Source organism: Pseudomonas sp. Con_6 (assembly GCF_059379395.1).
This window is the reverse complement of sequence record NZ_CM182011.1, coordinates 1503925-1519083: the sequence shown is the minus strand read 5'-3', so window position 1 is coordinate 1519083 and position 15159 is coordinate 1503925. Positions and strand designations below refer to the sequence as shown.

Below are 15159 nucleotides of genomic sequence, written 5' to 3'. Positions count from 1 at the left end.
AAGACCTAGCTATCCAACCGGAGCACGGCGAGGAAGGCTTCCTGTGGAATCTCCACGTTGCCGACCTGTTTCATGCGTTTCTTACCAGCCTTCTGTTTCTCCAACAGCTTGCGCTTACGGCTCACGTCGCCACCGTAGCACTTGGCCAGTACGTTCTTTCTGAGTGCCTTGACCGTGGTCCGGGCAACGATCTGGCCGCCAATGGCTGCCTGGATCGCCACATCGAACATCTGCCGAGGAATCAGTTCCTTCATCTTCTCGGTCAACGCGCGACCTTTGTAGTGCGCATTGTCACGGTGCACGATCAATGCCAGGGCATCGACCTTGTCGCCGTTGATCAGTACGTCGAGCTTGACCAGGTTGGCCGACTGATAACGGTCGAAATGGTAATCCAGCGAAGCATAGCCGCGGCTGGTGGATTTGAGGCGGTCGAAGAAGTCCAGCACCACTTCGTTCATCGGCAGGTCGTAGCGCACCTGCACCTGCGAGCCGAGGAACTGCATGTCGCGCTGTACGCCACGCTTCTCGATGCACAGGGTGATGACGTTGCCCAGGTGCTCCTGCGGCACGAGGATGGTGGCGGCGACGATCGGCTCGCGGAAGTCTTCCACGGACGACACGTCCGGCAGCTTCGACGGGTTGTCGACATAGATGGTCTCGCCGGTCTTGAGCTTGACCTCGAAGATTACGCTCGGCGCGGTGGTGATCAGGTCCAGGTCGTATTCGCGCTCAAGTCGCTCCTGGATGATCTCCATGTGCAGCATGCCGAGGAAGCCGCAACGGAAGCCGAAGCCCAGGGCATCGGAGCTTTCCGGGGTGTACTGCAGCGACGAGTCGTTCAGGGTCAGTTTCTGCAAGGCGTCACGAAAATCTTCGAAATCGTCGGAACTGACCGGGAACAGGCCGGCATAAACCTGCGGCTGGATCTTCTTGAAGCCGTCCAGCACTTCGACTTCAGGGGTCGAGGACAGGGTCAGGGTGTCGCCGACCGGCGCGCCGTGAATGTCCTTGATGCTGGCGATGATGAAGCCCACTTCGCCGGCCTTGAGGTCGGCAGTCTGGGTGTGCTTCGGCGTGAACACGCCGACGCTGTCGACCAGGTGCACCTTGCCGGTGGACTTGACCAGGATCTTGTCGCCTTTCTTCACGCGGCCATGGCGCACGCGAACCAGGGACACGACGCCCAGGTAGTTGTCGAACCACGAGTCGATGATCAGTGCCTGCAGCGGCGCATCGATCTCGCCTTCCGGTGCCGGAATGGTGTGCACCAGGCGTTCCAGCACCTCGATCACGCCCATGCCGCTCTTGGCCGAGCAGGCCACGGCGTCGGTAGCGTCGATGCCGATGATCTTCTCGATCTCTTCCTTCACGCGGTCCGGATCGGCTTGCGGCAGGTCCATCTTGTTCAGGACCGGCATGACTTCCAGGCCCTGTTCGATGGCGGTGTAGCAGTTGGCGACGGATTGCGCCTCGACGCCCTGACCCGCGTCCACCACCAGCAGCGCGCCTTCGCAGGCGGCCAGGGAGCGGCTGACTTCATAGGTGAAGTCGACATGGCCGGGGGTGTCGATGAAGTTCAGCTGGTAGGTTTTGCCGTCGCCCGCCTTGTAATGCAGGGTAACGCTGTGGGCCTTGATGGTGATCCCGCGTTCACGCTCCAGGTCCATGGAGTCCAGGACCTGCGCTTCCATCTCACGGTCGCTCAGGCCACCGCACATCTGGATGAACCGGTCAGCCAGGGTCGACTTGCCGTGGTCAATGTGGGCGATGATGGAGAAATTGCGGATATGACTCAAATCACTCACGGATCAACACTCAAAAAGGCCGCGGGCCGGACGCCCGCCGAAAAATAGCCGGGAATTGTACCTGAAGCCGGAGGGTTATGGGAGATTCCATTCGCCGGACCGAGTGCCGCCAGGATGCCTGCCCGAAAGCCGGGGAGGCACCCAGGCAGGCGGCGCGACCGGCGGTCGCCAGGCCTACAGCGCCTGGGCAGCAAGGTCGAAAGAGAACACCGCACCAGGCGGCTTGGTGAGATCGATCAGGACGATGACCAGGAACTTGCCGGTGACCTGGGCATAGTTGCGCTGGATGTACTGGGCACCCGCCAGACCGGCCGGCTGCTCCCAGTTATAGAAGAAGGCTTCCAGCGGCAGTTGCAACGGAATGTCCAGAGGCCAGGGCGTGATGATCAGCTCGTTCCAGTTGTTGGCCGTCCAGTTCTGCTTGAAGCGCACCTGGTTGTTCAGATGAAACGCCTGGGCACTGGGCCCCAGACTGCAATCACGGGCATAGGTACCCGAGGGGTAGTGGCGCTGATAGTCAGCCAGGGTATGAATACCCTTCAGGCTGCAATCGGCCCGGCAGCGGTCGGGCGGGCCGGTGCCGGCATCGCCCGCGTACTCGCAACGAAGGGTCAATGGATGGGCAGCGGGATAATTCAGCTCGCGAACGATGAAGCCTTGGGCATAAAAGATACGCCGTGATCCCAGGTCGTGACGCAGATAGGAGAACGACACGCCGTTGTCGGCATAGGCATTGTCCTTGGGATTCCACGACGGCGGCGGCCCGGACACGGTGCCGCGGATCAGCACGCCGTTGCAATACAGCGAGGCCTTGCCGTCGGCACAGGCCGCTTCGTCATCCTGGTAGCGCTGGTTGAGGCGCGCTGCTACCTCGTAACCGATGTAGACCTGTTCGCGCAAATCGAAACCGAACGGCTGCTGACCGTCGCGGCTGTCCAGGCGCAGCACCGGCAGCCATTCACCGGTGGCCTGGAACCAGGCGCGCTGGTTGCGCAGCGCCGCACCCAGGCCGTTGGCCTGGCGGACATCGTGATACACGGCGATGATCGGCAGTTGCCCGGGCGGCGCGGCGTTCCAGTTGCGCACCAGCAATTCCGGCGGGCGATTCATGCCGTCGTCGCCAAGCAACTGGTAGTCCTTGCCCAGGCCGATGGCGGTGAAGCGGTCGGCGAACAGGTAGCCACTCATCTGCGCCAGAGGGCCCGGCGTGATGTCGCGGCGCAGATAGTCGAAACGCTCCGCCCCCCGGGCGATCGCGTCGGGTCCGTGGCTCCAGAACGGCGCTGGATCGCTGGGCAACACCTGCTTGAGCATCACCCCGCTGCAGTAATAGGGGGCGTGGTTGTCCACGCAACGATCCGGCGTGCTGTTCCAGGCCTGGTTCAGCCGCTGCGCCACTTCCGGACCATTGAGCGCCAGTGCCGGCTGCATGCAGAGGCACAACCAAAGCGCAACGACGCACTCTCGCAAAACTCTGCCCATGTCCTGCTCCTCTGGCTCAATAGCTCTGATCTGCCGGTACGTAGGTGAACTTGTTTCCCGACGCATTCAGATCGACGCGCACGATGGGCATGAAACGCCCGGTCTCCTGGAGAAAGTCTTTCTGGATATGACGAGCGCCCGGCAGACCGACGCCTCCCTCCCAGAAAAAGGCTTCGATCGGCAACTCCAAGGGGATGTTCTGCGGCCAGGCGCCGATGATCAGTTCGTTGTGGTTCTTGGCCCACGGCTGCCCGGCGCGCACATCGGTATTGAGCTGGAACTCCGCAGGCGTATCGCCAAAGGTGCAGCTATCCCCCGGCCTCTCCCCATAGCGCGCCTGCCAGGCCGCCACCGTGGTGATGTTCTCCGAGCGACAGGTCGACCGACAGCTGTTGGGAATGATATTAGTGCCTGCATTGGCCGGGTAGGCACAGCGAAACCTCACGCTGTGGGCGGACGGACGGCCCAGCTCGTGAAAGATCAGCCCTTCATTGCCGACCACCCCAACGGTGCCGACGTCGCCGCGCACATAGGAAAACGACACGCCATCCCGCGCCACCGAGTTCGGACTGGGATTCCAGGAATGAAAGGCGTCGCCGTAACCGGTACCGCGAATGATCACCCCATTGCAATACAAGGCCGAACGCCCGTCGGGACAGGTCGAAGCGGTATTCGAGAAACGTTGGTTGATTCGATCCGCCACCTGGTAGCCGCTGTACACCTGGTCGCGCTGCTCGAACCCGAATTGCTCGCCAGGACTCGCAGCCGCATCGAAGCGCAGCACCGGCAACCAGTCCCCTGTGGCCTCGAACCAGTCGAGCTGATTGCGCAGCGCCAGCTTCAACCCCGGCATGGAGCGGTAGTACAGCGCCTGCACCGGCAGCAGCGTGGGCGACAGTGCGCCCCAATTGACGACCAACAGTTCCGGCGGACGGCTCATGCCGTCGTCACCCAGCAACTCGTAGTCCTTGTCCTGTCCCTTGGCGGTGAAGCGATCAGCGAAGATATAGCCACTGTCCTGGGTCAGCGGCCCCGCTGCGATATCGCGGCGCAGGTAGTCGAAACGCTCCGCACCGCGAGCGATCGCATCCGGCCCGTGACTCCAGAACGGCACCGGATCACCGGGCAAAACCTGCTTGAACATGATCCCGCTACAGTAATACGCCGCTCGCTTGCCGACACAGTGATCGGGCGTGCTGACGAATGCCTGGTTCAAGCGCTGGGCCACTTCCGGTCCAGTCAGCGCGTGGGCCGGGAGCGCGCCGAGAACAAGGACCAGGCAAAGCCCACACACACCAGACAAGCGCCGCAAAAATCCGTACATGTCGTCCTCCCGGGCCAGACACTCGGTCAGCAGGCCCACAATGGATTGATGGCCTACCACTCAGTAGTTCTGGTCAGCGGGGTCGTAGACGAACTTCGATCCCGCTGTTGCGGTCAGTTCGACCCGCACGACGGGCATGAAGCGGCCGGTGACGGTGAGGTAGTCGTGCTGGACGAAACGGGCCCCGGTCAGTCCAGACGTGCCGACCACCCAATAGAAGGCCTCGATCGGCAACTCACTGGGAATGCCTGGAGGCCAGGCAGCGAACACCAGTTCGTTGCGCGTTGGGGTCCATGAATAGCCATGACGGACATCCGCGTTGAGCTGGATCTCCTGAGGCGTGTCACCGAACGCACAGCTTTCGGAAGGGTTGGCTGGATAGCGGGAAGCACGCCAGGCGGCCACGGAGGTGATGTTTTCCGATGCACAGGTGGCCCGACAGCTGTAGTCAGTGAGCGAGGTCTGGGCATTGTGCGGATACGCGCAGCGAAACTTGACCGCAAAGGCACTCGGCCTGCCCAGCTCATGGAAGATCAGCCCCTGATTCTGATAAAGCTCGTCGACACCGATATCCGCACCTACGTAGGAAAACGAGATGCCGTCGCGAATCACCGAGCCTGGGCTCGGGTCCCAGGAGTGAAAGTCCTCGCTGTAATCGATGCCGCGGACCAGCACGCCGCGACAGTAGATCGCCGAACGCCCGTCTCGGCAGGTCGTGGTGGTATCGGCATAACGCTGGTTGAGGCGCTCGGCGACCTGATAGCCGCTGTAGGATTGCTCCCGCTCATCGAACCCGAACAGCGGCCCGCTTTCGTCGTCCGGCGACCACCGCACGATCGGCAGCCACTGCCCCGTCGCCTCGAAATAGCTGCGCTGGTCGCGCAGCGCAGCCGCCAGTCCGGCGGCGGTACGGCGATGAAACAAGGCAATCAGTGGCAACTGCAACGGTGCCGCCTCTTCCCAGTTGCGCACCCGCAGCTCAGGCGGGCGGTTCATGCCGTCGTCCCCCACCACCAGGTAATCCTTGCCCTGACCAATCGCCGTGAATCGATTGGAGAACAAATAGCCGTGCTCACCGACCGTACTGCCTGGCAGTACATCGCGACGCAGGAAGTCGAAGCGCTCCGCGCCATGGCCAATCGCATCCGGTCCGTGCCGCCAGAACGGTTGTGGATCGTCGCTCAGGATCGGCTTGGACATGACACCACTGCAGTAATACGCCGGTCGATTTCCCACGCAACGTTCAGGTGTGCTGGCGTAGGCCTGATTCAACTGCTGAACGACTTCCGGGCCAGTCAGCGTGCGGGCTTGCAACCCGCCGCAGGCAAACGCCAGGCAAAACGCTAGCGTGCCGCATAAATGCAGCAAGAGTCTGTTCATTTTCCAGCCTCCCGGATCCCGGAACGTCAGATCATTACGGGCACCCGCGATAGAGATCGATCGTCAGTAATGCAGCACACCCACCACCTGCAGCAGCGCCGAGACGTCCATGCCTGCTGCCGCACCGGTATTCAGGTCGAAGGTGTTGGCGGTACCCGCGCCGATGACCGTGCCCCACACCGGGTAGTCCGGCAGATTCAGGTAGAAACCGATCGGCAAGGGGTAATACAGCTTCAGACGGGCGAAGTCCGCCAGCGAGGGCAGGGTCAGACCGGTTTCCCGGCACAACTGGTCGGCGCCTGACCAGGTCGCCGAGCTGCTCAGCACATGCAGCTCGTCGATGCCCTTGACCGTCAGTTGGTAGCTGGCAGGCCCCGAAGGCGCACCCGATGCGGTGATGGTGGCCACGCCATTGCTCAGCGCGGTGACAATGCCGAGGCTGTCCACCGTCGCCACCTTGCCGTCGCTGCTGCTGTAGCCGGTGGCACCGGGCAGTGTTCGCTGCATGCGAGTGAAGGCGGGTAGTTCTTCCGGCGGACGAGCTTCGGAATGGGTGTAGGCAACCAGATAGTTGTGCAGTGACAGGTCGAACTCCACGACGCCCGAGAAGCCTTGGCCGAGCGTGAATTCAAAGGTGTAGGAGTCGCCGACGTTGGTCACGCTATAGCTCACCGCCACGTCCTGGCCGGTGTTGGCCACCAGTACGGCCTTGGGAATCGGCACACTGATCGGACGACCATGGGGACCGATCGGCCTGTCGAGTTCGAACAGCACGGCACCGCCCTCGTCGCGCAGGTACAGGGTCAGGGTTTCTCCATTCCATTGCGCGGGCACTTCGAGAACGTGCGCGAGCGCGCCTCCCGCCGGGACATCGTTCGGATCCAGCTCGCCATTGATCACGCCATCGACGCTGGGCGCCGCAAGATCCATTCTGATCGAATTCATATAGGTGCTCCTCTATCCGCGCCCCCGGCACATGCCGGGGGCGCGATGGCCGGAAACGTCAGGCGTTGCCCAGGTCTTTGCGCGCGGTGGGGTCCAGCAGTGCCGCTTCCTGCGTCGGAACCACGCGGGAGTAAGTCAGCTTGCCGGTGAGGTCGGCCACGACGCTGGAGTTATCGCCACCACCTGCCGCCACACCCCAGCTCACTACCCGGCCATCGCTGGTCAGCGCAGTGAAACCATGGCTGTTGGCGTAGATCGCCCGCACATTGACCAACTCCGAGGCCACTGCCGAGGTATCCCCACCCGTGGCCGGAGCGCCCCAGGCGACCACCTCGCCGTTGCGCCGCAACGCGGCGAAGCTCCAGGCGCTGCCGACTACCGAGACAATGTCCGATAGCTTGGGAATGTCTTCGCCGACGTCACCGCCGTTTTGGGCATTGCCCCAGGCCACGACGTGACCGTTGGCTCGCCGCGCGCACATGGCATGCCAGGTACAGGTGATCTCGACGTAGTCCTTGATTGCCGTGATGTCGGTATCCGGGTTACCACCATGGGAAGCCGCGCCCCAGGCTTGCAGGCCGCCATCGTCGAGCAGCACGCTGAAGGCCTGGGCAGTGGCACCGCCCAGCGCCTTGACATTGGTCAGCCCGGCAACTTTCTCGGCATTGCCACCGTAGCTGTCGTGGCCCCAGGCGATCACCGTCTTCGAACCGCCCGCGTCACGCAGCGCGGCAAAGGCGCCGTAGTTGCCAACCACCTGCTTGATGTTGCCGAAGGTTTCCTGGCCTTCTTTCATCTTGCCGCCCATGGCCTGATCGCCCCAGGCCACCACATGCCCGGAGGCACGCCGAGCGGCGAAGGCCGAGGCGGCCCCGATCACTTCGACATAATCCTTGTGCGCCTTGACGGCGTCGGTAACCGGCACGCCATGGGTGGCAGGCCCCCAGGCGTGCAGCGAACCGTCGCTCAACCGACCGACGAAAGCCAGAGCGTTACAACGGATCTGGGTGAAGCCACTGGTGACATCCAACGCCGGCGCAGCATCCCAGCGCGTCGCATAGCCGTCGCGCAGACGGGCCACGCAACCGTTGCTGCTGGCAGTGATCTCGACCACATTCTTGATGGTGATCTGGGTTGGCGAAAGCTTGCCGCCGAAGGCGGGATTGCCCCAGGCACGCATGTCCACTTCGTCCTCCACCCCCACCCTGACCTCGTCGCGCATGCAGGCGAACGCTGCGGAACCATTGGCAGTGGTATCGAGACCGGTACCGACAATATTGCACGGGCGCAGTTCGATGGTCTGGATGTCGCTACGCACATAGAGCTTCAGCCACGGCTTGTTGTCGAACCAATGGAAGCGCGCGGTCCACTGGTCCTCGTCCTCGTAGCGCCATTCAGCGAGCATCGGCAGCAGGGTGACGTCGTGATAGACGCTGATCATCCGTGGTGCACTGGACGCCCGGTAGGTATTGCCGTTGAAGCGCGCACCCATGACCCGCAGCGGTCCCGAGCCCACCTCGCGGTTGACGTGGTAGGTGACGGTGCCGGAGGGCTCCACCGCCCCACCCGCTGCCCGCTGAATCTCGTACGCCAGGTCGAAGTCAGTGCCGGTGCTGGCATTGATGACGGCATAGGGAATCTTGACCTGCACAGGTTGCCCGGCACCACCCGTCGGTACTGTATAGGTAATGGTGATGCTGCTGCCCGGGGCGCGGCCGGCCACGATAACGTTCACGATGTCGTGGTCTTTCAATTGCGCGGCGGCTCCGATTCGCACGGTAGCATCCTGCAGTACGTCGTCCGGGTTGAGCTGATCGCCTTCAGCCTCGAGAATTTCCGGAAGCGGCAGCAGAGAACGCTGCACGCTGATGGTGATCGTGTCGGACTTCGGCTTCTCGCCGTTCAGTTTGAATACCTGGTAGGACACAACCACGGTGCCTTCGCTGTTTGCCTCGACGAACTCGTACTCGATGATCAGGTCGAAGGGTTGGCCCACGTCCCCCTCGAACACCCCCCTGCTGACACGGGTAACACCGCCCGGCTTGCTACCCTGCCAGATCACCTCGACATCGTCGCCATTTTCCAGTCCCGCCTCGACGGGAATCCGCACCGTCGCGCCATTGGGAACATCACCCGGATTGAGCACGCCCTCCAGCGCCTCTACCACCTCCGGCAACGGCAAGTGTTCCTGCGCGGCGCCGACGCTGAAGGTGGTGATGGCCGAAATGCGCTCCGGCTCGCCGGGGCTTTCCACCCGGTACGACAGCTCGATGGTCAGGCCCAGGTATTCCTCGACCGTGGCGCGCTCGATGGTGAACTCCACCTCCTTGCCTTCCATTGACGGGCCAATCGGCATGAAGTCGGTGAAACCCTCGCCGTTGCTGGCACTCCACACCAGGTGCACAGTCTGGCCACTTTTCATGCCCGGGTATGGCGACACCACGACGTCCAGCACGCCGGGCAGCATTTCAGGGTCAAGCACCCCGCTGTCTACCGGTGGACGGGTGAAGGGTGCAGGCAATTCGAACTGACCTTCGCCCACTTGCAGTAACTCGTGCTCAGACACCAGAGAAGGCCCGTTGAACTTGTCCAGCTTGTAGGAAACAGTGACGCTGCCACCGTTCAGCGGTGCGATATTGGTCCCGTCGACAGTGAAATTCATCGGTTTTCCCGCATTGCCGCCACTCACCCCACGGTCGTCGTTGTGCAGCAGCGCGCTGCCGTTGGCGCGTGTCCCAAGCCAGGTCAGGAGCACATGATCGCCCGCCCCCAGCGATCCGCCAGGGATGGTGACGACGGTCTGCGGCAGGGTCGGGTCGAGCGTACCGCCGACGGCATCGGCCACGATCGGTTTCGGTAGTTGGTACTCCGTGCCGAGGAAACTGGCGAACGTGCGTTTCGAGAGGCCCGCCGGGTTACCGCCGCGAGTCACTGTGTAGGAAGCGGCACAGCGGCCGCGGGCCATCTTGATCACCTCGGCATTGGGGATCGGGAAATACAGGCCCATGGGAATCCGCAGAAATTCCTGCTCCGGCGGCTCGACGATGACGGTCTCCCCTTGGGCGGTGGTACCGACCCACCTCACCGCGATCACGTCGCCGACCTGCAGGTCGCCTCCGCGTGCGGCATAGACTTCGACCTGCAGGTCGTCTTCGCCCAACAGGTCGAGATCGATCAAGTCATAGGGATCGGCAGCATCGTCGGGATTGAGGATGACCGGGCTGTCGAACAGGCCCTCACCCACCTCCACCGTCACGAAGGTCCGCATCGACCAGTCGCTGGACTGGTTCTGCACCTCGTCCATGACCTTGTAAACCACCACCAGTTCGTCGGCGTCGCCCGCTTCGAGGATGGTCGATTCGGTGACCAGCATCCGTGCTTCTCTGGCCCCCACCTCGGCCTGGGTGACCTGGTGCTCGAGCAAGACACCACCCCAGCTCAGGGTGATCAGGTCATGGATCCGCATGTTCGGGTAACCCGGGATGGTCACCGTGATGCCTTCCTTGGCGGCTTCTTCGTCGATGATACCGCTGGCCGGAATATCGACCTCCGGTGGCAGGAGATTCTGGTGGCCTGGCGCATCGGGTTCGGGGTCGATACCACCCGGAACGTCAGTGCGGGTCAGGATTCCGATCGGATCCGACTCACCGCCGTTACCGCCACCGGCACGGGTCACCGAGCACCACAGTTCATGCAAACCTTCCGGCACCAGGCGGGAAGGAACGAATATGGGGAAGTTGTCGCCTTCCTGCCCCGGCGAGACTACATCGGACGCCACCGGGGTACCGTCATCGCCCCAGAACACCTTGATCCAGTCGCCTTGCTGCATGTTCTGGTAGGGCTGGATGATGACCAGCAATCCCGAGACATTGGAATCCAGCATGCTTTTGTTGACGCCACCGAACGCCCCCTCTGTCTGCACCGGCGTGATCAGGTTGGGGATATAGACCGGATCGATGGACTGGACACCGCCGCTGCGGACACCGGCCTTCGCCCCTGCAAGGTCGCGAGCGCGCTGGTTATAGCGATGGATGTTGGCCTCCAGCACGGAGGGCTCGGAGGTGTTCTCGCTGCTGCTCATGGGCGTTCTCCAAATCATGTCGAACCCGATGGATGTGCCGTGTGGCACGGATGAGGTTGAGCTGATTGAAGAACCAAGTGCCTGGGCGGCACAACTGACAGAAATAACAGGTACCCGGGCAAAGCCAGGCAATTCAAGGGGTTGCCGCGCTCACGAAAAAGGGCAGCCGAAGCTGCCCTTTTTCTGCTACGAACCGAAGGTTATTCGGCGAGCTTGAAGGTGATGAAGCTGGCACGGCCCTGACGCAGCACGCGCATGGACACCGAACGGTTCTTCGGCAGGTCCTTGGCGATTTCGGTGAACTCCTTCGCCGAAGTGATCGCCTGGTTGTTCAGGTGGCTGATGACATCGCCCGGACGCAGGCCGATCAGCGCCGCCGGACCATCCTGGACATCCTTGATGACCACGCCGCCCTGCAGTTCGAGGGTCTTCTTCTGTTCGGCGGTCAGATCCGAGACGCTCACGCCAAGACGATTGCTGCTGCGCTCGACCGCGCCGTTCGCGCTGGTGGTGACTTCCTGGTCTTCATCCGGCAGTGCGCCGATGGTGACGTCGAGGTTCTGGCGCTTGCCGTTGCGGATGATTTCCAGCTTGGCCTTGGCGCCATCCTTCAGGCCACCGACCAGGTGCGGCAGGTCGGCCGACATGACGATCGGCTGGCCGTTCATGCTGAGGATCACGTCACCCACCTGCAGGCCGCCCTTGGCTGCCGGGCCGTCTTCCAGGACCTGGGCCACCAGGGCACCGGCCGGTTTGTCCAGCCCGAAGGATTCAGCCAGGTCCTTGTTGACCTCCTGGATCACCACGCCGAGCCAGCCGCGGCTGACCTTGCCATCTTTCTTCAACTGGTTGGAGACATCCAGAGCCACGTCGATCGGGATGGCGAACGACAGGCCCATGAAGCCGCCGGAACGAGTGAATATCTGCGAGTTGATACCCACGACCTCACCATTCATGTTGAACAGCGGGCCACCGGAGTTGCCCGGGTTGATCGCCACGTCGGTCTGGATGAACGGCACGTAGGTGTCGTTCGGCAGGGTGCGGCCCTTGGCGCTGACGATACCTTTGGTCACCGAGTGGTCGAAGCCGAACGGTGAACCGATGGCCAGCACCCACTCGCCGACCTTCAGTTTCGACGAGTCGCCCAGCTTCACGGTCGGCAGGTTCTTGCCCTCGACCTTGAGCAGGGCCACGTCGGTGCGCGGGTCGGTGCCGACCAGCTTGGCCTGCAGCTCGCTGCGGTCGGAGAGGCGGACGATGATCTCGTCGGCGTCTGCAATTACGTGGTTGTTGGTCAACACGTAGCCATCATCGGAAATGATGAAGCCCGAACCCAGCGACTGTGCTTCACGCTGGCGGTCGCCACGGGGTGCACGCGGCTGCTGCGGCAGACTGCGCTCGAAGAACTCGCGGAACATCGGCGGCAGGCCTTCCAGGTCTGGCATCTGGCCCTGGGCGTACTTGCGTTCCGGCAGTTTCTGCTTGGTACTGATGTTCACCACCGCCGGCGAGGCTTGCTCGACCAGGGTGGTGAAGTCCGGCAGGGCTTCGGCTTGCGCAGTCGCCATCTGGCCGAGCATGAGCACGGCGGCGAACAGCGATAGATAGGATTTCAAGCGTGGTATCGACATACGGCTCCCGTCACAAACGAGCGTGGTTTAAGCACTAGGGACCTGCCAACGAAAAAGGCCCGGCAACAACCGGAAGGTTGCGACCAGGCCTGAAACATCGGCATTTCTTGATACTGCAACAGCAGGAAAGGCCAGACCCGCAAAGACCTGACCTATAGAAAAATCTGGATGGATTTGCAAACTTGATAGCTTACCAATCATGTCAGCGGCTCTGGGACATGCCTTTCATCCTTCGTCGTCCTTGTACGGGTGCAACTCCATTAGATTACTGGCTTGCCTGGGCGTCCTGCGGGCGCATCGACAAGGCCACACGTTCGGCAGTACCAATGGGGATTTCCCCGACCACCGTCACCATCATTTCACCTTTGGGCGTGTTCAACTGCCGCGATACTGCGACCGTTGGCCCCAACTGCGCCCGGGTATCGAAACCCGCCTCGTTGTCCTGCGCTTCGAGGAACACCGAGAAACGCGCCAGGCCATCGTCGTACATCAGGCTGCTGACGCTGTGCTTGCCGTCGGCATCCTTGCGCACGCTGCTGCTGACCAGTTCGAAGCCCGGCGGTAGCCATTCCGAACGCCAGCCAACCACCGCTTCGTGGGCCTGAACACTAGCCTGGGGCAGTGGCCGGCAGTTGTCACTGGCTTTAAGCTGGTTGTCGTCGGGAACATCGCGGATGTCCAGCCGCGTGAACTGGAAGCGCTCCAGCAACTGCTCCTTGTCATTGATCAGCAACGATTTCAGCGGCAGTGCGGTTTCCCGGTCCAGATGCAGCTCAAAGGCATAGCGGTGCTGGTCACGGGGACGCATGGTGATGATCACCACGTCGCGCCCCGCCACCCTGGAGTGTCCTGCGACACTCAGGTCATACCAGTTCATCAGTTTCAGAGGATCCAGCACTCGCGCCGAGGATTGCGTCGCATTGCCTGCTTCCGAGGCCAGGGCACCGCTCACGCATTGGGTCTGGCCATTCACACGTACGACTTCCTGGGCCGGGCCATCGAGCTGCAACAGCCGCTCGCTGACCTTGCCATTCTGGACGCGATGCCAGATGTCGTGGGTGGAAAAACTGCCGTTGCGTTCGTAAACGAATGTGCCTTGGTAACTCTGCTCCTGCTCGACTTTCGCCATGCGGTTGAGCCAGTCAGCGGCCTCGGTCGACGAATTGGCAGCGTATGCTGGCAAGGTCAGGCAGCCGCTGAGCAAGAGCGGTATGAGAGGTAGCGCGCGCATGATCCTCCTTCAGGTGTTCTTCGCCTTAGCGGTTTTCCAGGCTGGCGGCACGGGCATACGGCAGCGCGCTTTCAGTGCCTTTCACGGCAGCGTCCTGGGCATGCTGGCGCAGATAGCCGGGCAGACGCTGGTCCTGCCAGCCGCTCTGGCCTTGCAGCACACCGTTGGCCATCGGGCCAGGCGCTTGCTCGGAACTTTCACTATAGCCTGCCAGGACTGCCGGGCCTTGTACTTGCGGCGTCACCAAGCCTTGCTGGGCCGGTTGCTGAGCCGCCAGTTGCGCACCGGCAATGTCGTCCTGGTTGTACAGGCGCACACCGGCCAACACGGCCAGGGTTACCGATGCGGCAACCGCCAGGCGACCTACGCTGCGCCATGGACCGCGAGCGACCTTGGCCGGAGCGGCCTCGTCAGCCAGCGCGGCGGAAACTGCCGAAGCGATGTCCAGCCTGGGCATCAGCAGCTCCTTGTGCATCGCTGCACGGGCAACCTGGTAACGCGACCAGGTGGCACGGGTTTCGGGGTCGTCGACGGCACTCAATACCCGACGTAACTCCAGTTCGTCCGCTTCGTTATCCATCACCGCGGACAGCGATTCCTGCAAAGCTTCACGACTCATGGCGGTTCCTCTCTTGGCTGTCGCCGCTGTCTCAGGTTTCCTGCAACAACGGCTGCAGGGCTTTGTCTATGGCCTCCCGAGCGCGGAAAATCCGAGAGCGCACGGTACCCACCGGACACTGCATGACGCTGGCAATGTCCTCGTAACTCAGACCATCGAATTCGCGTAAAGTTAACGCCGTACGCAAATCTTCTGGCAGTTGCTGGATGGTTCGATGCACAGTGCCTTCGATCTCATCGCGCAACAGCGAGCGTTCGGGGGATTCGAGGTCCTTGAGGCCATGATCGCCGTCGTAAAACTCTGCATCCTCTGAACTTACATCGCTGTCCGGTGGCCGCCGACCGCGGGACACCAGATAGTTTTTCGCCGTGTTGATGGCAATCCGGTACAGCCAGGTATAGAACGCGCTGTCACCACGAAAATTGCCAAGTGCACGGTAGGCCTTGATGAACGCTTCCTGCGCCACATCCTGGGCCTCATGGGTGTCGTGCACGAATCGCACGATCAACCCGAGAATCTTGTGCTGATACTTCAGCACCAACAGATCGAACGCTCGCCTGTCGCCGCGCTGCACGCGCTCGACAAGCTGCTGATCCTCTTCCTGGGTTAGCATGAACACTCCTCGATGAACCTGGAGGAGGGTCGCATCGGCCATCGTTTC

Annotated in this window: 10 protein-coding genes; all 10 read right to left on the bottom strand. The window is 62.2% G+C overall.

Features of this window, described 5'->3' with window-relative positions; all coding sequences use genetic code 11:
* Window positions 1-5: 5 nt before the first annotated feature.
* The 10 genes from lepA to rpoE all read right to left on the bottom strand — a co-directional run bounded on the left by lepA (window position 6) and on the right by rpoE (window position 15111).
* Complete coding sequence (gene lepA / locus AC5QPF_RS06980; protein WP_494962546.1) at window positions 6-1805, bottom strand: translation elongation factor 4; 1800 nt, start codon at window positions 1803-1805, stop codon at window positions 6-8.
* Between the two features lie 174 nt (window positions 1806-1979).
* On the bottom strand, window positions 1980-3287 hold the full coding sequence (locus tag AC5QPF_RS06975) for a hypothetical protein (protein ID WP_494962545.1): 1308 nt from the start codon (window positions 3285-3287) through the stop codon (window positions 1980-1982).
* Between the two features lie 16 nt (window positions 3288-3303).
* Window positions 3304-4431, bottom strand: a complete 1128-nt coding sequence (locus AC5QPF_RS06970) for a hypothetical protein (RefSeq protein WP_494962544.1) — start codon at window positions 4429-4431, stop codon at window positions 3304-3306.
* A 240-nt stretch (window positions 4432-4671) separates the two neighbouring features.
* Window positions 4672-5811 (bottom strand): hypothetical protein, encoded by a 1140-nt coding sequence (locus AC5QPF_RS06965; RefSeq protein WP_494962543.1) that lies wholly within the window; start codon window positions 5809-5811, stop codon window positions 4672-4674.
* Between the two features lie 243 nt (window positions 5812-6054).
* A complete protein-coding gene (locus tag AC5QPF_RS06960; RefSeq protein WP_494962542.1) occupies window positions 6055-6936 on the bottom strand; it encodes an Ig-like domain-containing protein in 882 nt (293 codons plus the stop codon).
* Between the two features lie 58 nt (window positions 6937-6994).
* Entirely contained in the window at window positions 6995-11017 is a 4023-nt protein-coding gene (locus AC5QPF_RS06955) for an RCC1 domain-containing protein (protein ID WP_494962541.1), read from the bottom strand.
* 200 nt (window positions 11018-11217) lie between these two features.
* Complete coding sequence (locus AC5QPF_RS06950) at window positions 11218-12597, bottom strand: Do family serine endopeptidase (protein ID WP_494964133.1); 1380 nt, start codon at window positions 12595-12597, stop codon at window positions 11218-11220.
* 316 nt (window positions 12598-12913) lie between these two features.
* Entirely contained in the window at window positions 12914-13879 is a 966-nt protein-coding gene (locus tag AC5QPF_RS06945; RefSeq protein ID WP_494962540.1) for a MucB/RseB C-terminal domain-containing protein, read from the bottom strand.
* 25 nt (window positions 13880-13904) lie between these two features.
* Complete coding sequence (locus AC5QPF_RS06940; RefSeq protein ID WP_494962539.1) at window positions 13905-14498, bottom strand: RseA family anti-sigma factor; 594 nt, start codon at window positions 14496-14498, stop codon at window positions 13905-13907.
* A gap of 31 nt (window positions 14499-14529) precedes the next feature.
* Entirely contained in the window at window positions 14530-15111 is a 582-nt protein-coding gene (gene rpoE, locus AC5QPF_RS06935; RefSeq protein ID WP_003252049.1) for an RNA polymerase sigma factor RpoE/AlgU, read from the bottom strand.
* Window positions 15112-15159: the final 48 nt, after the last annotated feature.